16 protein-coding genes and 1 riboswitch are annotated in these 19,920 nt (G+C 67.9%); of the genes, 9 read left to right on the top strand and 7 right to left on the bottom strand.

What is annotated here, in order from left to right; all coding sequences use genetic code 11:
- The first annotated feature begins 38 nt into the window (after window positions 1-38).
- Together WIX39_RS17950 and WIX39_RS17945 are read left to right on the top strand one after the other, a co-directional pair.
- Window positions 39-977 (top strand): glutathione S-transferase family protein, encoded by a 939-nt coding sequence (locus tag WIX39_RS17950; protein ID WP_106934428.1) that lies wholly within the window; start codon window positions 39-41, stop codon window positions 975-977.
- A gap of 101 nt (window positions 978-1,078) precedes the next feature.
- Window positions 1,079-1,984 (top strand): SDR family oxidoreductase, encoded by a 906-nt coding sequence (locus WIX39_RS17945; protein ID WP_081269459.1) that lies wholly within the window; start codon window positions 1,079-1,081, stop codon window positions 1,982-1,984.
- Window positions 1,985-2,008: 24 nt separating this feature from the next.
- On the opposite strand, the gene WIX39_RS17940 is transcribed toward WIX39_RS17945, so the two are convergent.
- A complete protein-coding gene (locus tag WIX39_RS17940; RefSeq protein ID WP_409195523.1) occupies window positions 2,009-2,680 on the bottom strand; it encodes an FMN-dependent NADH-azoreductase in 672 nt (223 codons plus the stop codon).
- A 133-nt stretch (window positions 2,681-2,813) separates the two neighbouring features.
- Here WIX39_RS17940 and WIX39_RS17935 point away from each other — a divergent pair, with 133 nt between their 5' ends.
- The 4 genes from WIX39_RS17935 to WIX39_RS17920 all read left to right on the top strand — a co-directional run bounded on the left by WIX39_RS17935 (window position 2,814) and on the right by WIX39_RS17920 (window position 8,305).
- Window positions 2,814-3,719, top strand: a complete 906-nt coding sequence (locus tag WIX39_RS17935) for a LysR substrate-binding domain-containing protein (RefSeq protein WP_409195522.1) — start codon at window positions 2,814-2,816, stop codon at window positions 3,717-3,719.
- A gap of 283 nt (window positions 3,720-4,002) precedes the next feature.
- A riboswitch (yybP-ykoY riboswitch) is annotated at window positions 4,003-4,173 on the top strand.
- 14 nt (window positions 4,174-4,187) lie between these two features.
- Window positions 4,188-4,757 carry a manganese efflux pump MntP gene (gene mntP / locus WIX39_RS17930; RefSeq protein ID WP_409195521.1) on the top strand — a complete coding sequence of 190 codons (570 nt, stop codon included), beginning with the start codon at window positions 4,188-4,190 and terminating at the stop codon, window positions 4,755-4,757.
- Window positions 4,758-4,931: 174 nt separating this feature from the next.
- Window positions 4,932-5,135, top strand: coding sequence for a hypothetical protein (locus tag WIX39_RS17925; RefSeq protein WP_081269463.1), 204 nt, complete (start codon window positions 4,932-4,934; stop codon window positions 5,133-5,135).
- A gap of 434 nt (window positions 5,136-5,569) precedes the next feature.
- Window positions 5,570-8,305, top strand: a complete 2,736-nt coding sequence (locus tag WIX39_RS17920) for a sensor domain-containing diguanylate cyclase (RefSeq protein WP_409195520.1) — start codon at window positions 5,570-5,572, stop codon at window positions 8,303-8,305.
- Window positions 8,306-8,338: 33 nt separating this feature from the next.
- On the opposite strand, the gene WIX39_RS17915 is transcribed toward WIX39_RS17920, so the two are convergent.
- From WIX39_RS17915 to WIX39_RS17905, 3 genes are all read right to left on the bottom strand, one after another.
- On the bottom strand, window positions 8,339-10,063 hold the full coding sequence (locus WIX39_RS17915; protein ID WP_409195519.1) for a sensor domain-containing diguanylate cyclase: 1,725 nt from the start codon (window positions 10,061-10,063) through the stop codon (window positions 8,339-8,341).
- A 33-nt stretch (window positions 10,064-10,096) separates the two neighbouring features.
- A complete protein-coding gene (locus WIX39_RS17910) occupies window positions 10,097-10,615 on the bottom strand; it encodes a GNAT family N-acetyltransferase (RefSeq protein ID WP_409195518.1) in 519 nt (172 codons plus the stop codon).
- A 79-nt stretch (window positions 10,616-10,694) separates the two neighbouring features.
- Window positions 10,695-11,885, bottom strand: coding sequence for an MFS transporter (locus WIX39_RS17905; protein ID WP_409195517.1), 1,191 nt, complete (start codon window positions 11,883-11,885; stop codon window positions 10,695-10,697).
- A 94-nt stretch (window positions 11,886-11,979) separates the two neighbouring features.
- On the opposite strand from WIX39_RS17905, the gene WIX39_RS17900 reads away from it, so the two are divergent.
- A complete protein-coding gene (locus WIX39_RS17900) occupies window positions 11,980-12,942 on the top strand; it encodes a LysR substrate-binding domain-containing protein (RefSeq protein WP_409195516.1) in 963 nt (320 codons plus the stop codon).
- Here WIX39_RS17900 and WIX39_RS17895 read toward each other — a convergent pair.
- From WIX39_RS17895 to WIX39_RS17885, 3 genes are all read right to left on the bottom strand, one after another.
- On the bottom strand, window positions 12,891-13,661 hold the full coding sequence (locus tag WIX39_RS17895) for a fumarylacetoacetate hydrolase family protein (protein ID WP_409195515.1): 771 nt from the start codon (window positions 13,659-13,661) through the stop codon (window positions 12,891-12,893). The two genes, WIX39_RS17900 and WIX39_RS17895, sit on opposite strands and share 52 nt — an antisense overlap.
- Window positions 13,662-13,680: 19 nt before the next feature.
- On the bottom strand, window positions 13,681-14,658 hold the full coding sequence (locus WIX39_RS17890; RefSeq protein ID WP_409195514.1) for a tripartite tricarboxylate transporter substrate binding protein: 978 nt from the start codon (window positions 14,656-14,658) through the stop codon (window positions 13,681-13,683).
- A gap of 81 nt (window positions 14,659-14,739) precedes the next feature.
- A complete protein-coding gene (locus tag WIX39_RS17885; RefSeq protein ID WP_409195513.1) occupies window positions 14,740-15,981 on the bottom strand; it encodes a pyridoxal-phosphate-dependent aminotransferase family protein in 1,242 nt (413 codons plus the stop codon).
- A gap of 122 nt (window positions 15,982-16,103) precedes the next feature.
- On the opposite strand from WIX39_RS17885, the gene WIX39_RS17880 reads away from it, so the two are divergent.
- Window positions 16,104-16,796: a GntR family transcriptional regulator gene (locus WIX39_RS17880; protein WP_409195512.1), complete on the top strand. Its 693-nt coding sequence runs from the start codon at window positions 16,104-16,106 to the stop codon at window positions 16,794-16,796.
- Window positions 16,797-16,809: 13 nt separating this feature from the next.
- The gene (locus WIX39_RS17875) at window positions 16,810-19,887 is read left to right on the top strand and encodes an FAD-binding and (Fe-S)-binding domain-containing protein (protein WP_409195511.1); all 3,078 of its coding nucleotides are present in this window, start codon (window positions 16,810-16,812) and stop codon (window positions 19,885-19,887) included.
- Window positions 19,888-19,920 lie beyond the last annotated feature (33 nt).

Genomic DNA, 19,920 nt, shown 5'->3' with positions numbered 1-19,920 from the left:
CCCACTGCAACGACCAAGCAACCCACAGGAAACAACCCATGGCCGACCTGATCCTCCATCACTACACCACCTCGCCGTTCTCGGAAAAGGTGCGGCTGATCCTCGGCGCGAAGAAGCTGCCGTGGAAGTCGGTCTTCATCCCGCCGATCATGCCCAAGCCCGACGTGGAAACGCTCACCGGCGGCTACCGCAAGACGCCGTTCCTGCAGATCGGCGCCGACATGTACTGCGACAGCGCGCTCATCGCCGACGTGCTCGAACATCTGCAGCCCGAGCCCACGCTCTACCCCGAGCCGGAGAAAGGCCTGTCGCGCATCCTCGCGCAGTGGGCCGACACCACGCTGTTCTGGGCCGCGATGGCCTGGAACCTGCAGCCCAGGGGCGCGGCAGAAGTGTTCGCCAAGGCGCCGCCCGAGGCCGCCAAGGCCTTCGGCGAAGACCGCGGCAAGATGAGCGCCGGCAACATGACCCGCCTGCGCCCGGCCGATGCCACCAGCGCCTACAAGTCGTACCTGCGCCGGCTGTCGGACATGCTCGACGACAAGCCGTTCCTGCTGGGCGAAGTGCCCAGCATTGCCGACTTCTCGGCCTACCACCCGCTCTGGTACACGCGCCGCGTCGAGTCGGTGCGAACCATCCTCGACCTCACGCCCGCGGTGGTCGACTGGATGGACCGCATGGCCGCCATCGGCCACGGCGCGCCGGAGAAGTTCACGAGCGACGAGGCCATTGCCACCGCCAAGGCCGCCACGCCGCACACGCTGCTGACCGACAGCACCTTCCAGGACGACCACGGCATTCCGCTGGGCAGCGCCGTGACCATCCGCGCCGAGAGCTTCGGCCTCGAAGAGACGCCTGGCACGCTGGTCGCGGCCACGCGCACGCACTACACGCTGGAGCGCACCGGCGAGCGTGTGGGAACGGTGCACGTGCACTTTCCGCGCATCGGCTATGTGCTGAAGAAGGCGGACGCCTGAGCCTGCATGGCGGGCACCTTCGTGACTGCGCCCGCGCGCATTCCGTATTTCAATAGCGCCTTCGACGTCAGAGACATTCAACAAAAGAAGGACACCGGCAAATGATTCAGGACTTCAAGGGCAAGACCGCCGTTCTCACCGGCGCGGGCTCGGGCTTCGGACTCGAGTGCGCGCGCATCGGCGCGGCGCGCGGCATGAACCTCGTGCTGGTCGACGTGCAGCAGGACGCCCTCGACAAGGCCAAGGCCGAGATGGAAGCCGCCGGCGTGCAGGTGATGGCGCGCAAGGTCGACGTGTCCGACGCGGCGCAGATGGAAGCGCTGGCCGCCGCCGTGAAGGAACGCTTCGGCGCGCCGCACTTCGTGTTCAACAACGCGGGCGTGGGCGCCGGCGGCCTGGTGTGGGAGAACACCGTGGCCGACTGGGAATGGGTGCTGGGCGTCGACCTGTGGGGCGTGATCCACGGCGTGCGCCTGTTCACGCCGATGATGCTCGAGGCCGCCGCCAAGGACCCGTCCTACCGCGGCCACATCACCAACACCGCGAGCATGGCCGGCCTGCTCACGCCGCCCAACATGGGCATCTACAACGCCGCCAAGGCGGCCGTCGTGAGCCTCACGGAGACGATGTACCAGGACCTGAACCTCGTCACCGACCAGATCGGCGCGAGCCTGCTGTGCCCGTACTTCGTGCCCACCGGCATCACGAGCAGCGAACGCAACCGTCCCAATGCGCCGAAGGACAGCGAACTCACCAAGAGCCAGCTGATCGGCCAGGCCATGAGCAACAAGGCGGTGAGCAGCGGCAAGATCACGGCGGCCGAAGTGGCGGCCAAGGTTTTCGAGGCCATCAGCGACAACCAGTTCTACGTGTTCAGCCATCCGAAGGCGCTGGGCAACGTGCGCAGCCGCATGGAGAACATTGTGTCGGTGACGAACCCGGCCGACCCGTTCCTCGAACGGCCGGAAATCGGGCAGAAGCTGCGCGAGCAACTGCGCTCGGCCTGATTCTTCACGTCTCTTCAGGCCTCTTCAGGCCGCCGCCTGCAGCTCGCCCACCAGCGTCTCGACGCGGGCGAGCGCGGCGGCGATCGACCGGTCGAGCAGGTCGCCGTGGTCTTCGGCGTGCTCCATACCCACGCTGTGCGTTTCGGTGAGCCCCAGGAGCGCCAGCGGGGCTGTGATGCCGGGCGTCAGGAAGTCCATTCCCGCCTGGAACCCGCCGGGTCCGTAGCCGCTGCTGCCGCATGAGGTGAGCAGCACCGTGCGGCGACGGCGTTCGGCCAGCAGCGGCACGTAGGGGTTGTCGCGGCTGCGGTCGAAGTCGAAGGTGGCGCCGATGCGCACGATGTTGTCGATCCACGACTTCAGCGGCGCCGGCATTCCGAAGTTGTACATCGGCACGCCGATCACGAGCAGGTCGGCGCGGCGCACTTCGGCGATCAGCGTGTCGCTCTCCGCGAGTACTGCATGCATCCACGGCTCGCGCTCGGCGGCCGGGGTGTAGCCCGCGGCGATCCATTCGCCGGTGACGTGGCACGGCGGCGTGGCGCCGATGTCGCGGTAGATCACCTCATCGTGTGGCCGTGCCGCGCGCCAGGCCGATACGAAATGCCGGCTGAGCCGGCGCGAGTGCGAGCCGTGCGCATGCGTGCCAGAAAAGCCGGGGCGGGCACTGGCGTCGATGTGGAGCAGGGTGGTCATGGTCGGGTCCTCGTTGTTGCTTGGTGGGATGAAACTGGTTCAGCTGTCGACTTGACAGGGTTCTCAATCTATCCAAGCATCCGAGGCCCAACAAACGATGATTTCTTTGCACTGCTAAAAAATAAATTCATTCATGAGCAACCTGCGCCAACTCCCGCCGCTGGCGTCGCTGCGTGCCTTCGAGGCGGCAGCGCGGCATTGCAGCGCCAAGCTCGCAGCCAGCGAGTTGTCTGTCACGCCGACCGCCATCAGCCACCAGGTGCGCCAACTGGAAGACTCGCTCGGCGTCGCGCTCTTCATCCGTCAACCGAGGCAACTGGTGCTCACGCCGCAAGGGCGCGAACTGCAGGCGGTGCTGAGCGGATCGTTCAATGCAATGGCCAACGCAGTGGCACGGCTGCGGGCACCGCCGCAGCGGCAGGCCATCACGCTGTCGGCCACGCCGGCCGTTGCGGCCCGCTGGCTGCTGCCGAGGGTCGGCGCCTTGCGTGCGCTGCATCCGAAGCTGGACCTGCGCATCCACGCATCGCACGAGGCGGTGGCACTCGACGGCGTTACCGCCGACATCGCCATCCGCTACGGACGCGGCCAGTGGCCGGGCATGGTGGCCGAGAAGCTGTTCGACAACGTGTTTGCGCCAGCGTGCAGCCCTGCGCTCAAGCTGAAGAAGCGGAGCGACCTGGTGCGGCACACGCTGCTGCACTTCGCGCTGCCCGGCAGCAGGAGCCAGCCGGGCACGTGGACGGAATGGCAGCAGGAGGCGCAGGTGGCCGGCCTCGACGTATCTGCGGGGCCGGTGTTCTCGGACGAGACGCACACCGTGTCGGCCGCGCTGCAGGGCCAGGGCGTGGCGCTGATGAGCCTGGCGCTGATCGCGGACGAACTGCGCGCAGGCAACCTGGTGAAGCCCTTCGGCCCCGAACTGCCGGGGCTGCCGTTCCATCTGGTGTGCCCCGAGGCGCGGCGATCGGAGCCCGCCGTGGCGGCGGTATTCGACTGGGTGAAGGGGCTGCAGCCGCTGGATGGAAGCGGGGCATGAGGAAGCACAGCAGGCGGCACACGGCGCGCGCACCTCGGAAGAACGCACACAGCATGGCTGGGCCAGCCAAAGAAAAACCCGCCTGAGCGGGTTGAAGGGTAGCCCTGGAGGAGGGAGGAAAGAGTGGGCTACCGGCGGTGATTGTTTCGGCCGAAACTTATGCGGCGCTTAAAGCGGCATACCCGAGCGAACAAGAGCTCACCGCGTTGCAAGCCGCAAAGTCCTACGTCCGTCGCAGGCGCTGTCGCGGAGCCCTTTTCAAGGCAGGCGATTAGAATCGCCGCTCCCTTGGGGAGTAGCCGGCTTCCGGACTTCGGAAGCGTTCACGTCAACATACTCGGTTCGCACCTTGCGACCGTGGCGTGAGCAGCCGAAAGGTTGGCGAGACCAGCGGTGCATGGACGCGGCTTTGGCCGGCGGGTTCGTGCGCCGCGGCGTCTTGAACCGGCCTTGCTTGCTACTTCCAAAATGAACATTGCCTCCACGATCCTTCTTGCATTCGCCATGTCGACGGATGCTTTCGCCGCTGCCGTCGGCAAGGGCGCAGCACTGCGCAAACCCTCCTGGCGCGAAGCCTTGCGCACGGGTGTCATCTTCGGCGTCATCGAGGCGATAACGCCCGTCATCGGCTGGGCTGCCGGCCTGGCCGCCGCCAGTTACGTCGAACGTTGGGACCACTGGATCGCGGTCACGTTGCTCAGCGTGCTGGGCCTGCGAATGATCTGGGAGGGCTGCGGCACGCCCGACGCGGTGGACGACAAGCCCAGCCGCAACTCCTTCTGGACCCTGGCCATCACCGGTTTCGCGACCAGCATCGACGCGATGGCCGTGGGTGTCGGGCTGGCCTTCATCAACGTCAACATCGCCTGGACCGCGCTCGCCATCGGCCTCGCCACGCTGACCATGGTGACGCTTGGCGTGATGGTGGGGCGCGTGCTGGGCGCCGTCGTCGGCAAGCGCGCCGAGATCGTCGGCGGCGTGCTGCTGATCGGCATCGGGTTCTTCATCCTCTATGAGCATCTGAACGGGCTGGCCTGAAGCCGGGCATCGGTTGATACCGATGTAAACACGCGACGGAGGTATTGCGTGAAAATGTGAATAAATCACGAATTCCGGCCATTTCGGATCACGTGTCCGAGCTGCTCAGGACAAGCCCCGAGCGAATCCTGAGTACCTTAAGACTACGATCCGGGGAATTAGACAAGGATCTCCATGGAGACGTACCCGACCCTTCGCCAGGCCACAGGCGTTGCCCGCATTCTCAGCAAGCGCTCGTCCTGCACCATCGTCGTCTACCGGCAAGCGGAAGGGAAGTTCGTGGCAGCGCATTCGACCGATCGGGTGGAGGGGAGCATCGAAGGCGTGTACCGCGACGGGTATGTGGTTCCGACGCTCCTGAGCAAGCCCGAGCGTTGAAGGGCTGCCTGCCTCGCTATCGCTGCGACGCCGATACGCCCTGCATCAGCAGCGACAGGGCTTTCCGCAGGCTGGTTGTCGATGCCGCCTCTCCCTTGTCAAGGCCGAGCAGGCGCCCGTGCCGTTGATCCAGAAGAAGCCCCCATAGACGGGGCGCTTGTCGGCCGCCCACGTCGAGGCGACGGTGCTCACGAACTTGACGAACCCCTCGGGCAGGAGGCGCTCGCCGTTCCACAAGCCATCTTGCAGCTGCAGAATCGCCGTCCGGAGAAACCACGGCCCGAAGTCTAAAATCTTCGACGCACGAGAAGTCGGGGGAAATCGGGATATGGAAGGCCCCGATACTGTCGCCGGAGACTCCCGCTGCACACGCCTCGGCAGCTTGAACAAGACCAATAATGAATCCCTCGGGCCCTTCGAAACTGCGCTTCGGTTTGCACACACGCCTCAGCCTCGGGGTGGCGGCGGTGGTTCTCACCGCCACGTTCACCATCGCGACCTGCGCGCTGCATTTCGTCAAATCCAGCCTGCGCGCCTCCATCGCTGGCGAGCAACTGGCCAGGGTGTCCGCCGTCGCGGACGCGATCGACCAGAAACTGAGCAGCCGCCGCATCCTGCTGCAGACTTTCGGCGACAGCGTGGTGGCCCAGGACTTCAAGGACGCCGAGCCGCTGCAGGCCTTTCTGGAGAAGCACGCGGCGCTCAAGCAGGCCTTCGACAACGTCGCCTTCATCGACATGGAAGGCAACCTGGTCGCCAACCAGAGCGGCGCGGTGCCCATCGGCAGCGTGAACATCAGGGACCGCGCCTATTTCCAGCAGACGGTGGCGTCCAAGGCCGGCATCATTTCGCAGCCCTACCGCAACCGGCTGAACGGCCTGGCGCAGGTGGCGATCACCGCGCCGGTGCTCGACGGTGCAGGGCAGGTGCGGTACGTGATTTCCGGGGCCATCAACCTCAAGGACCGCAACGTGCTGGGCGCGCTCGCCGAGGTCAAGATCGGCAAGACGGGGTACCTGTTCATCACGACCACCGACGGCATCGTGATCGACCATCCGCGCACGTCGCGCATCCTCAACCATGTGCAGGCCGAAGGCGGAGCCGGGCCGCAGGTGCTGCGCGCGATCGCTGGCTTCGAGGGCACGAGCGAAGGCGTAGACGAGCGCGGCGTGCCCGGCCTCTACGCCTTCGACCGTACCGAGCAGACGAACTGGATCGTCGGCTCGATGTACCCCAGCGCCGAGGCTTTCGCCCGTGTCGACGCCATCGAGCGTGCCGCGTGGATCGGTGCCGTGCTGCTGGCGCTGACCGCGGGCGCGCTGGCGCTGGGCGTGGTGCGCCGGCAACTGCGGCCTTTGGCCGAACTGCACCATCACATGCAGGTGGCGCAGCAGTCGCCCCACGAGATCGAGGCGCCGATGCAGTACGCGCACGACGAAATCGGTGATCTCGCCCGCACCTTCGACGAGCTGATGAAGCAGCGCCGCGCCACCGAGCAGAGCCTGGCGCACAGCGAGGCGCAGGTTCGCACCATTGCCGACAACATTCCCGCGATGGTCTCGCACATCGATGCGTCGCTGCGCTACACCTTCGTCAATGCGCACGTGCGCGCGCTTCACAACAACGCGCCGCTGGTCGGCCGCGCGATGCCCGAGGTACGCGGCCAGCGCGACTTCGCACTGGTGGAGCCGCACATCGCGCGCGCGCTGGCCGGCGAGGCCGTGATCATCGAGAAGCCGGGCGATCCCGCTCTGGGCATCGGCAATCGCACTTTCAAGGCGCACTACATTCCCGACATCGATGCCGACGGCGTGGTGCGCGGCGTGTTCTCCATGACCTTCGACATCACGGAGGAAGTGACCATCCACAAGGCGCTGACCGAACAGGAAAAGCGGCTGCGCGACGTGACCGACAGCATCCCCGCGCTGGTCGGCTACTTCGACCGCAACCAGAACTGCCTGTTCGGCAACATCCGGGCGCGGCAGATGGCAGGCGTGGGCGACGGCTCGCTGGTGGGCACGACGCTGCGCACCGCGCTTGGCGACGCCATGTACGCGCAGCACAAGCCCTACCTGCCGGTGATGTTCTCCGGCAAGAAGGTGCGCTTTTCGGTGCGTGCGCCCACGCGGGGCAAGGAGGGCTTCTTCCAGGTCAACCTCATTCCCGACAAGAACCTGCGCGGCGAGGTGGTGGGCTTCTACCTCATGAGCTTCAACATCACGGCGCTGAAGGAAGCCGAACTGCGCCAGGCCGAGAGCGAACTGCGGCTGCGTGCCATCACCGACAGCATGCCGGCGCTGATCACCTACATCGACCGCGAGGAAAAAATCACCTTCGCCAACGCCACCAGCCGCGAGTGGCTCGGCCTCGACCCGACGCAGGTGCTGGGGCGCCACATGCAGGACATCTCCGGGCGCGAGGTGTATCTCTCGCGCAAGCCGATGATCGAGCGCGCGCTGGCGGGCGAGAAGGTGGAGTTCGAGGCGCGCACCCAGCGCAAGGGCTTCGAGCGCATCACCCAGGTGATCTATGTGCCCGACGTGCGGTCCGACGGCCTGACGCACGGCATCTTCTCGCTGGCGCTGGACATCACCGCGCTGAAGGTGGTGGAGCACAAGCTCATCGAGCTGGCGCGGCTCGACACGCTCACCAGCCTGCCGAACCGGCTGGCCTTCAACGAATACCTGCCGGACGCGGTGCTGCGCGGGCGCTTCACCGGCAATTCGCTCGTGCTGATGTTCCTCGACATCGACCACTTCAAGGCCATCAACGACACGCTCGGCCACGCGGTGGGCGACGCCGTGCTGGTCGAATATGCGCGGCGCCTGCAGGGCAGCGTGCGCGGCACCGACATGGTGGCCCGGCTCGCGGGCGACGAATTCGTGCTGGTGCTCGAGAACCTCGGCGGCCAGGAGGCGGTGGCCATCGTCGCGGCCAAGATCACGGATCGCATCGGCAAGCGGCCCTTCGAGATGGACGGCCGGCAGATCGAAGTCACGACCAGCATCGGCATCGCGTTCCACCGGGCCGCCGATTCACTGGTGACGGCAGAGGAACTGCTCGCGCGCGCCGATGCTGCGCTCTACAACGCGAAGGCGGCGGGGCGCAACCGGTTCGAGTTCTTCATGTCCATCAGGAACTTGCCGGACACGACGGCCGAGGCCCACTGAGGCAAGAAGAGCGCAGCGCCGCGGGCGCCGGCGTCAGGGCAGCGGCGGCGCCACCGCGCGGTTCCGGCCCAGCGACTTCGCGGCGTAGAGCGCCTTGTCCGCTCGGCGCAACGCGCTGGCCACGCTTTCCTCGTCGCGCAGCATCTGCGAGACACCGCAACTGATGGTGATGTGGCCCACCGGATCGATGAACGCATCGCCCACCAGCCGCACCAGCTCCGTGGCCGCCTGCATTGCCTCGGCCGCATTGGCGCCGGGCAGCATCAGCACGAACTCTTCGCCGCCCAGCCGCGCTGCTATATCTGACTTGCGCAGCCGGGTCTTCATGAGCCCGGCCACCGCCTTCAGCACGAGATCGCCGGTGGCGTGGCCGAAGCGGTCGTTGACCGACTTGAAGTGGTCGATGTCGATCATCACGATGCCGAGCGGCGCGGTGTCGGGGTTCGACACGGCCAGCACCTGCTGCAGCCGTTCTTCCATGCCGTGGCGGTTGAGCAGGCCGGTCAGGGCGTCGAAGCGCGCCTGCCGGTCGAGCTCGGCGTTGGCGGTTTCCAGCGCGGCGGTGCGCTCCTTCACGCGCTGCTCCAGTTCGGCGTTGGCGCTGACCAGCTTGGCCGTCATGCCCGCGAGCGCCAGCGACAGCTGCTTGACCTCCGAGCTGCCCGCATTGGTGGGGATGCCGGTGTCGAGCCGGCCGGCACCGATGTCGCGTGCCACCGACGCGATCTGCCGCAACGGCCGCGTGAGCCGCTGCGCCAGCAACCAGCCAAGCACGAAGGCCAGGCCGGCACAGAGCAGGCCCAGCATCAGCGCCTTCCTGACGCCGTCGCGCGCCGCGGCGCGCGCCACGTCGGCGGGCTCGCGCGCCACCACGGTCCAGCCGAGGTCGATCTTGCCGTCGGTCGCCCCGACGGAGGCGGTGGCCATCAGGAACTCGCCGCCCGTCGATTCGCGCGCGAACTTCACCCCGGAGCCGCCCGTGGCGGACGGCTGCACGCCGAGGTCGGCCGAGCGGTCGAAGCCGGCGTCCGACGCGTAGATCACATGGTCTTTCGCGTCCAGCACGAACACCTCGAGGCGGCGCGCCAGGGCGTCGTCCGGGAAGAGCGACTCCACCACGCTGCGGGTCCATTCCCAGCTGCCGTGCATGCCCAGCACGCCGATCAGCTGCCCGTCGCGCCGGATGGGCGCCGCGAAGTCGACGAAGCGCTGCGGACCGCCGTCGCTGCCCCTGGGCAGCAGCGCCGCGAGCAGCTTGGCGGCGTGCACGTCGCCCACGTGCGTGCCGAGCAGGCCTTCCTGGAACCACGGCCGCTCGGCCACGTTGGCGCCGAGCAGCAGCTTGCCGGTGGACGCCTGCACCACGCCGTCGGGCGACACCACGCCGATCCACGCGCTGTAGGGCGTGAGCGCCTGGGTGCGCGAGATGGTCTGGATCACGCGCTCGGCGCCCAGGCCGTCCTTCCAGAGCGTGCTCGAGTCGGCGAGCAATTCGATCTCGCGCGTGCGCGAGGTGAGGCCGTCCGCCAGCGCCTTGGATGCGTTCCGCGCGATGGTGCGCAGCACGGCCGATTCGTCAGCCTCGCTCTTGCGCGCGAACATCGATCCCAGCACCAGCGAGAGCGTGACGGCCAGCACCGCCGCGAGCCCGCCGAAGCCCAGCGCCACCTGCGTGCGAAAGCTGCGAAACCAGCTTTTGCGGCGTGCCGGGGAGGGCGTGTCGTGGTTGTCGTCGTTCGCGGAATGGGCTGTGTACATCGATGGATGGTGCGCGGTTGTGGCTGCCCGTGCTCAGGGCACGGCGAATACGTGGTTCTCGTGGCGGTCTTCGCCCAGAGCGAACCAGGTTCGTCCCTTGAGGCTGAAGCCGTGCTTTTCGTAGAAGCGGCAGGCGCGCTGGTTGCGGGTATTGACCGCCAGCCACATCGCATCGGCGCCGGTGCGCTCCCTCACCGTGATGCGTGCCTGCTCCAGCAACGCCGTGCCGACGCCGGCCCGGGTGAACCGTTCCTGCACGTAGAGCGTGCAGAGTTCCGTGTTGCAGGCCAAGGCGAGCGGCTGCGCTGCACCGAAGCGCAACAGCGCGTAGCCGACGAGGTGCGCATCGTTCTGCGCGACCAGCAGCGCTGCTGCCGCGTCCTGCGCCAAAGCGGCAAAGCCCGGCGGCGTGAACGCGTCGAGCACGTGGCGCCCCAGCAGGTCGTTCACGCCATCGGTGGCGTAGGTGTCGAGCCAGACCTGGATGGCCAAGGCCGCCAGCGCGTGCGCGTCGGTCGCAACGGCGGGGCGGACTTGAAGGGAAAAGGGCATTGCGCAGTAGATACGGGGCTTCGGTGTCCCTGGATTCTGCCTTTCCCGCGATTCCTGCGGATTCCCGCCAGTAGAAGGTTCAGGCGGTTTGCGAAGCGCAATCGTGCAGCGTGTGGCGCGGTTCGCGCCGGTCCAGCGCGCGGCTCCACAGCGCGATGGCCAGGCCCGCGAGCGTGAGCAGCGCCGCCACCCAGCCCAGTGCGCGCAGCCCGGGGCCGTGCGCGATCACCACGCCGCCGACCCACGCGCCGAGCGCATTGCCTAGGTTGAAGGCCGCGATGTTCAGGCTCGACGCAAGGTTCTGTCCGGCACCCGAGGCCTTTTCGAGCACCTGCAACTGCATGGGAGCCACCGTGGCGAACGAGGCCACTCCCAGCAGGCCGACGAAGGCCACCGCCATCCATGGCGTGCCGATGACCCACTGCATGACGCCCAGCACCACCGCCAGCACCGCCAGCGTCCCCAGCACGGCCGGCATCGTCGCGCGGTCGGCCAGCTTGCCGCCCAGGATGTTGCCGACGGCCAGCCCGCCGCCGAACACCAGCAGCACCGGCGACACCGCCGATTCCGACAGCCCCGTGACCTGCGTCAGCAGCGGCTGGATATAGGTGAAGACGGCCAGCACGCCGGCAAACCCCAGCACCGTCATCGCAAGGCCCAGCAGCACTTGCGGGCGCACCAGCACCGCCAGTTCCTCGCGCAGCGGGGCGAGCGGCGCGTCGGTGCGGCTGCGCGGCACGAACACGGCGAGCACCGCGAAGGCCAGCACGCCCAGCGCGGCGACCGCCCAGAACGCGGCGCGCCAGCCCAGGTGCAGGCCCAGCCATGCACCGGCCGGCACGCCCAGCAGCGTGGCGGCGGTCAGGCCGGTGAACATGATCGCGATGGCCGACGCCCGGCGCTCGGGCGCCACCAGCCCGGTGGCCACCACCGAGCCGACGCCGAAGAAGGTGCCGTGCGCCAGCGAGGTGATCACGCGCGCCGCCATCAGCGTTTCGTAGTTGGGCGCGACCGCGCAGGCCAGGTTGCCGAGCGTGAAGATCGCCATCAGCGCGAGCAGCACCGTCTTGCGGGGCAGCTTGCGCGTGGCGATGGTGAGCACGGGAGCACCGACCGCGACCCCGAGCGCATAGCCCGATATCAGCAGGCCGGCGGCCGTGATGGAAACATTCAGGTCCGTCGAGACCTGCAGCAGCAGGCCCATGATGACGAACTCGGTGGTGCCTATTCCGAAGGCACCGGCGGTGAGGGCAAGTAGAGCGATTGGCATGATGCCCTGTACTTTGGAGACAAACGGGCTCGATGACTAGAATGCCGCGAGTACAAGCATTTGTGATTTGAAGTCACAGAATCAGGAGGCCGCCATGCCGCGCATCGACGTCAACCGCTCCGGCGAAATGGAGGCCTTCGTCCAGGTGGTGGAGTCGGGCGGTTTCTCGGCAGCGGCGCGCCTGCTGGGCATGACACCCTCCGCCGTGAGCAAGCTGATTTCTCGCATGGAGCTGCGCCTGGGCATCCAGCTGGTGCACCGGTCCACCCGCAAGCTGCAGCTCACGCCAGAAGGCACGGAGTTCTACGAGCGCAGCCTGCGCGTGCTGGCCGACATGGACGAGGCCGAGCGTTGCGCCGCGGCCGGCGCCGCTCCCCGCGGGCGGGTGAGCATCAATGCAAGCGTGTCATTCGGGCAGCACAGGTTGGTGCCGCTGGTGCCGCGCCTGCTGGAGATGCATCCGCAGATCACGCTCGACATCGCGCTGACCGACCGCATCGTCGACCTGATGGATGAGCGCGCCGACATCGCTATCCGCTGGGGCCAACTGCCGTCTTCAGACCTCGTGGCGCGTCGGCTCGGCGAGACCAGCCAGTCGATCGTGGCCGCGCCGTCTTATCTTGCGAAGTACGGCACGCCGCGCACGCCGCAGGAACTGGAGGCGCACAACCGGCTGGGCTGGAGCTACCGCCGCAATTCGCCCGACTGGCCGCTGCGCGTGGACGGGCGAACGCAGTGGCTGCCGGTGGCCGGCCCGGTGCGCGCGGGCGACGGCGAGACCTTGCGTCAGTTGGCGATCGCGGGGGCGGGCGTTGCCCGGCTGTCGCTGTATCACATACAGCACGACATCGACGCGGGCCGGCTGGTGCCGCTGCTGGAGGAGTTCAATCCCTGCGAGGTGGAGCCGATCCACGCGGTGTACATCGGCAAGGCCGGCACGCTGCCGGCCCGGGTGCGCGCGGTGCTGGACTTTCTGGTCGCATGCTCCGGCGTGGGCGGCGGGCGCTACACGCTCAAGCGGACCGCGCCGACACCGGGGAATTCGGCCGACACCTGATCGCCGCGCCGGCAGGGCAGCACGCCGACCCACGAGCCCGTGGTGACGACCGTGCCGGCCGGCACGGTATGGCCGTGGCGCGTGAGGTGGCGCAGCCAGATGGGCAGCAGCCACGTGGGGTCGCCCAACGGGTGCGTGCCGGTGCGCAGCACCGTGTCCGCATTGCCGACCCTGGTCTCGCAGCGCTGCGAAGACCAATCAAGCGCGGCATACGGCTTCCATTCGCCGATCACCAGCGCGCCGTGCACCTGCGAATCGGCCAGGCGCAGCAGGGCGGGCGTGGAGGGCAGGTCTTGCCAGCGGGCATCGACGATCTCGACCGACACGGCCATGGCATCGACGACCGATGCGGCGTTGCCGTGGTCGAGCGCCGCCGCCTGCGCGGGCGTGACGTCCTGGCCGAGCCGCAGTGCGATCTCCGCCTCGATGCCGGGCGTGTGGAACACCAGGTCGCTGAAGTCCGCCGGGCTCGGGCGAACGCAGGCGGGCGGCAGCGGCGCATGCGTGAGCGTCGCGCTGCGCGAGCCGCCGCCCGACTTCCAGGTGCCGGGCACGCCAGCCGCGCCGAACCAGCCGAGCGCGGCGGCCACGACGTCCTGCACTTCATAGGCCTGCTCGGCGGTTTCGAGCGTGTCGAGCCAGGGCGTGGCGTCGAGGGTGCGGTTGCCGCGGCGCGCGGCGACGAGGGCGTCGGTAAGGGCGGTCTGGGATGGGTTCATCTGCCCGATCTTCCCAGCTTCAGGTCTCGACATGGACATTGCCGTCCTTCACCACCTTGGCCCACTTCGCGATTTCCGTGCTGATGAACTGCTTGAACTTGTCCTGCGAGCCGCCGCCGTCTTCGGCGCCGTAGGTGTCCAGCCGTTCCTGCACGTCGGGCATCGCCAGCACGGTGTTGACGTCGCGGTTCACCTTCTGCGCGATGGAGGCCGGCAGCTTGCCCGGCCCCGCAAGCCCGTACCAGGTGGTCGCCTCGAAGCCCTGGAAGCCTTGCTCCTGCATGGTCGGCACGTTCGGGTGGCCCTTGGCGCGCTTGGTGCGCGTCTGCGCGACGGCGATCACGCGGCCGTTCTTCACGTGCGGCGTGGCCGCGGTCATGGTCTCGAAGCTGTACTGGATCTGCCCGCCCATCAGGTCCGCCAGCAGCGGGCCGCTGCCCTTGTACGGCACGTGCAGCGCATCGACGCCGCCCTGCAGCTTGAACATTTCCAGCGCCAGGTGCTGCGCCGAGCCCGCGCCGGCCGAGCCGAAGCTGAGTGTGCCCGGCGCGGCCTTGCAGGCGGTCACGATGTCCTTCACGCTCAGCGCCTTCTGCCCCGGATTGGCGATCAGCAGGTTGGGCGTGACGCCCACCAGCACGATCGGCACGAAGTCGCGCTCCACGTTGTAGCGCAGCTTGGGCTGCAGGCTGGGCGCCAGCGCATGGCTGTTGATGTGCGCCATGAGCAGCGTGCTGCCGTCGGCCGGCTGCTGCGCTACGTAGTCGGCCGCCAGCACGCCCGCCACGCCGCCCTTGTTCTCCACGATGACCTGCTGGCCCCACATGACGGTGAGCTTCTGCGCGACCACGCGGGCCAGGGCGTCGGTGCCGCCGCCCGGCGGAAAGCCGACCACGATGCGCACCGGCCCCGAAGGCCACTCCTGCGCGAAGAGCCGGGGCACGCCCAGCGTGGCGGCGGCCGCACCGGCGGCCTGGATGAGGGAACGTCTTTGCATCTTCTTTGTCTCCGTCGTAGGTAGGAATCCGATGCGCGCCGGGGGCGCTGTTGCCGGTGCTGCACCGGCAGTGCTGCGTGCCTATGCGGCTTTCTGCAGCGCGGCCGGTGCCGTGTGGTTCGCGAAGTGGTCCATGGCCGCGTGCACGCCGCTGCCGGCCAGCTTGATGCCCGCGAGCTTCATGCCCATCTCGACGCCCGCGACCATGGCCACCAGCGTCAGGTCGTTGCTGTCACCCAGGTGGCCCATGCGGAACAAGCGGCCCTTGAGCTTGCCCAGGCCGGTGCCCAGCGAAAGGTCGAAGCGCTGGTGGATCAGCCGCCGCAGCGCGTCTGCATCGACGCCCTCGGGCGTGATCACGCCGGTGAGCACCGGCGAGTAGACGGCCGGGTCGGCGCACTGCATCGGCAGGCCCCAGGCATTGACGGCGGCGCGCACGCCCGCGGCCCAGCGCTGGTGGCGCGCGAACACGTTGTCCAGGCCTTCGCCGAGGATCATGTCCAGCGACTCCGACAGGCCGTACAGCAGGTTGGTGTTGGGCGTGTAGGGCCAGTAGCCGTCCTTGTTCATCTCGACGATCTCGTCCCAGGCCCAGAAGGCCTTGGGCAGCTTCGCGGTCTTCGAGGCTTCGAGCGCGCGCGGCGACAGCGCATTGAAGCTGATGCCCGGCGGCAGCATCAGGCCCTTCTGCGAGCCGCTCACGCACACGTCCACGCCCCATTCGTCGTGGCGGTAGTCCGCGCTGGCCAGGCCGGAGATGCTGTCCACCATCAGCAGCGCCGGGTGCCCCGCCGCGTCGATGGCCTTGCGCACCGAGGCGATGTCGGAGGTGACGCCGGTGGAGGTCTCGTTGTGCACCACGCACACGGCCTTGATCTTCTTTTCGGTGTCCTTGCGCAGGCGCGCTTCGATCAGCTCGGCCTGCACGCCGCGGCGCCAGCTCGGCGCGCTGGGCAGTTGCGCGTCGGTGCCCGACCACGCGAGGAACTCGGTCGACAGGCCCAGCCGCGTGGCCATCTTCTGCCACAGCGAAGCGAAGTGGCCGGTTTCGTACATCAGCACGTGGTCGCCCGGGCTCAGCGTGTTGGCGAGCGCGGCCTCCCATGCGCCGGTGCCCGAGGCGGGGTAGATGGCCACCGGGTGCTTCGTCTTGAAGACCTGCCTGATGCCGCCCAGCACCTTCAGCCCCAGCGTGCCGAACTCGGGCCCGCGATGGTCGATGGTGGGCAGGCTCATGGCCCGCAGGATGCGGTCGGGCACGGGGCTGGGGCCGGGAATCTGGAGGAAGTGGCGGCCGGTGGGATGGATGTCGAGTTGCAGCATGGACTGTCCTTTCGCGTTTCAGTTTTGCATTCAAAATACATTTTTGTGCGATGGTTTACCCTGATGCATCTTGGTTGTTGGGGCAATTTTTTGCATTCAAAATGCATTCAAAGGGAAAAACCATGACAGCGGAAATCATCGAAATCTCGCGCCTTGCGTTGCACGACCAGGTGGCCTCGCGGCTGCGGACCATGCTGGTGGAGGGCTACATCGCGCCCGGCGCCAAGCTCAACGAACGCGAGCTGTGCCTGCAGCTGAACGTCTCGCGCACGCCTCTGCGCGAGGCCATCAAGCTGCTCGCGGCCGAAGGGCTGGTCGACCTGCTGCCCAACCGCGGCGCGGTGGCGGTGAAGCTCACCGAGGCCGACGTGCTCAACACCTTCGAGGTGCTGGCCATGCTCGAGGGCATGTCGGGCGAGCTGGCGGCCAAGCGCATCACCGACGACGAACTGGCCGAGGTGCGCGCGCTGCACTACGAAATGATGGCCTGCTTCGCGCGGCGCGACCTGTCGGGCTACTACCGCCTGAACGCGCGCATCCACACCGCCATCAACGACGCGGCGGCCAACCCGGTGCTGTCGAACACCTACCGCTCCATCAACGCCCGCGTGCAGTCGCTGCGCTTTCGCACCAACCAGAACGAGGCCAAGTGGAAGCACGCCGTGCAGGAGCACGAGCAGATGATCGACGCGCTGGCCGCGCGCGACGCCGCCGCCATGCGCAAGGTGCTCGTGTCGCATGTGCTGCGCAAGCGCGACACCGTGCTCGAGCTGCTGCGCGCCGGCGAAATCTATCCCTCGGCCCAGTCGAGCTGACCAGAGAACCACCATGCGCATCGATCCCGCCAGCCACATGCAGCCAGCCGGAACCGTTCTCCCGCCCAACGACACCTGCGAGCTGCTCGCGCGCCGGCTGCGTGCCGACACGCAGGGCGAGGTGCTGTTCGACGACGGTTCGCGCGGCCGCTACGCCACCGACGCGTCGATCTACCAGATCACGCCCGTGGGCGCCTTCGTGCCCACGAACGAACGCGACATCGCCACCGCCATCGACATCGCGCGCGACCTGAAGGTGCCGGTGCTCGCGCGCGGCGGCGGCACCAGCCAGTGCGGGCAGACCACGGGGGCGGCGCTGGTCATCGACAACAGCAAGCACTTCCGGCGCGTGCTCGACGTGAACGTGGAGGAGGGCACGGCCACGGTCGAGCCGGGCCTTGTGCTCGACCACCTGAATGCCCAGCTCAAGCCGCACGGCCTGTGGTACCCGGTGGACGTATCGACCAGCGCGCAGGCCACGCTGGGCGGCATGGCGGGCAACAACTCCTGCGGCTCGCGCTCCATCGCCTACGGCAACATGGTGCACAACGTGCTGGGCGCCAGCGCGTGGCTGTCGAACGGCGAACTGGTCGACTTCGGCCCCGTGGGTTCGCTGGGCGTGCGCGCGGCGGGCATCGCGCAGTTCGTGCGCGGGCTGGCCAGGCAGCAGCGCGAGCAGATCGCCGAGCACTGGCCCAAGGTGATGCGCCGCGTGGCGGGCTACAACCTCGACATCTTCGACAACCAGAGCGAGCGCCCGTACACGGCGGACGGCAGCGTGAACCTGGCGCACCTGCTGATCGGCTCCGAGGGCACGCTGGCCTATACACGCAGCCTGAAGCTCAAGCTCGCGCCGCTGCCGCGCGCCAAGGTACTGGGCATCGTCAACTTCCCGACCTTCCACGCGGCGATGGATGCGGCGCAGCACATCGTCAAGCTGGAACCGACGGCGGTGGAGCTGGTCGACCGAACCATGATCGAGCTGAGCCTGGGGAACCCGGCCTTCAAGCCCACGGTGGAGACAGCGCTCATCGGCAAGCCGGCGGCCATCCTTCTGGTGGAGTTCTCGGGTGCAGACAAGGCCGCGCTGCTGGCGCAACTGAAGCGGCTGGTAGAACTGATGGGCGACCTCGGCCTGCCCGGCAGCGTGGTCGAGATGCCTGACGACGCGCGGCAGAAGAACCTGTGGGAAGTGCGCAAGGCAGGCCTCAACATCATGATGAGCCTCAAGGGCGACGGCAAGCCGGTGAGCTTCATCGAAGACTGCGCCGTGCCGCTGGAGCACTTGGCCGAATACACCGATGCGCTGACCGAAGTGTTCGCGAAGTACGGCAGCCGGGGCACCTGGTACGCGCACGCATCGGTCGGCACGCTGCATGTGCGGCCCATCCTGGACATGCGCGTGGACGGCGCCGCGAAGATGCGCGCCATTGCAGAAGAAGCGAGCGCGCTGGTGCGCAAGTACAAGGGCGCCTTCAGCGGCGAGCACGGCGACGGACTGTGCCGCGGCGAGTGGATCGAATGGCAGTTCGGCCCGGCCATCAACGAGGCCTTTCGCGCCATCAAGCGCAAGCTCGACCCGCTGGACCTGTTCAACCCCGGCAAGATCATCGACACGCCGCGCATGGACGACGGCTCGCTGTTCCGCTTTGCGCCGCCCACCGCACCCAAGCCGTACCGACGCATCGAACTCAAGCCCGTGCTCGACTGGTCGGCATGGAACGTCAACGCCGACCCGGTGACCGAGGTGACCACCGCGCCCGGCACCGGCGGCGACAGCACCGGCGGCCTCGCCAAGGCCGTGGAGATGTGCAACAACAACGGCCACTGCCGGAAGTTCGACGCCGGCACCATGTGCCCGAGCTACCGTGCGACGCGCGACGAGCAGCACCTGACGCGCGGCCGCGCCAACACGCTGCGCCTGGCGCTATCGGGCCAGCTCGGCCCCGATGCCTTCACCAGCGAGGCCATGCACGAGACCATGGACCTGTGCGTCGGCTGCAAGGGCTGCAAGCGCGACTGCCCCACGGGCGTGGACATGGCGAAGATGAAGATCGAGTTCCTCGATCACTACAAGAAGCGCCACGGCCACACGCTGAAAGACAAGCTCGTGGCCAGGCTGCCCGACTACGCCCACAAGGCCAGCCGCCTGTCGTGGCTGCTGAACTTGCGCAACAGCGTGCGCGGCGCCGCTTGGATCGGCGAGAAGCTGCTGGGCTTTTCAGCGAAGCGCTCGCTGCCCGCCTGGCGCAGCGACACCTTCTGGCGCGCGAAGGACAACGAGCCCGGCCTGTTCGCCGATCGCGACGCGGTGCTGGCCGTCGCGCGGCGCGGCGGCAAGGCGGCGGTGCTGTTCGTCGACACCTTCAACGGCACCTTCGAGAGCGAGAACGCATTCGCTGCGGCGCGCGTGCTGCAGGCGGCCGGCTACCTGCTGCACACCGTCGAGAAGCACGGCGGCCACCTTTGCTGCGGCCGCACCTTCCTGGCGAGCGGCATGGTCGAAGAGGCCAAGGCGAAGGCCGGCGCGCTGATCGATGCGCTGGTGCCGCTGGCGCGGGCCGGCGTGCCCATCGTCGGACTGGAGCCTTCGTGCCTGCTCACCCTGCGCGACGAAACGCTGGTCATGGGCTTCGGCGAGAAGGCCGAGCTGGTGGCAAAGCATGCGCTGCTGTTCGAGGAATTCATTGCGCGGGAAGTGAAGCTTGGCCGCTTTGAACTGGCCCTGCGCCCGGCCGAGACGCCGATCCTGCTGCACGGCCACTGCCACCAGAAAGCCTTCGGCGCGGTGAGCCCGGTGATGGAGGTGCTGAAGCTGATTCCCGGCGCGCAGCCCGAGCTGATCGAAAGCTCGTGCTGCGGCATGGCCGGCAGCTTCGGCTACGAGGCCAGCCACTTCGAGGTGTCGATGCAGATGGCGGAAGCGAGCCTGCTGCCCGCCATCCGCGCCAGGCCCGACGCGGTCGTCGTGGCCGACGGCACCAGCTGCCGCCATCAGATAGAAGACGGCGCCCGGCGCGAGGCGGTGCACGTGGCCGTGCTGCTGGAGCGACACCTGTTGCACAGCGACCCTGTCGCTGGCACGGCCTGAGGGGAGCCCCCGGCAGCAGGATCTGGCAGGCTG

Origin of the sequence: Variovorax sp. AB1(2024) (assembly GCF_037482385.2) — a bacterium.
In the GTDB taxonomy this organism is placed as follows: Bacteria; Pseudomonadota; Gammaproteobacteria; order Burkholderiales; family Burkholderiaceae_C; genus Variovorax.
The sequence above is the reverse complement of the archived record's forward strand: the minus strand, read 5'-3'. Positions and strand labels throughout refer to the sequence as shown.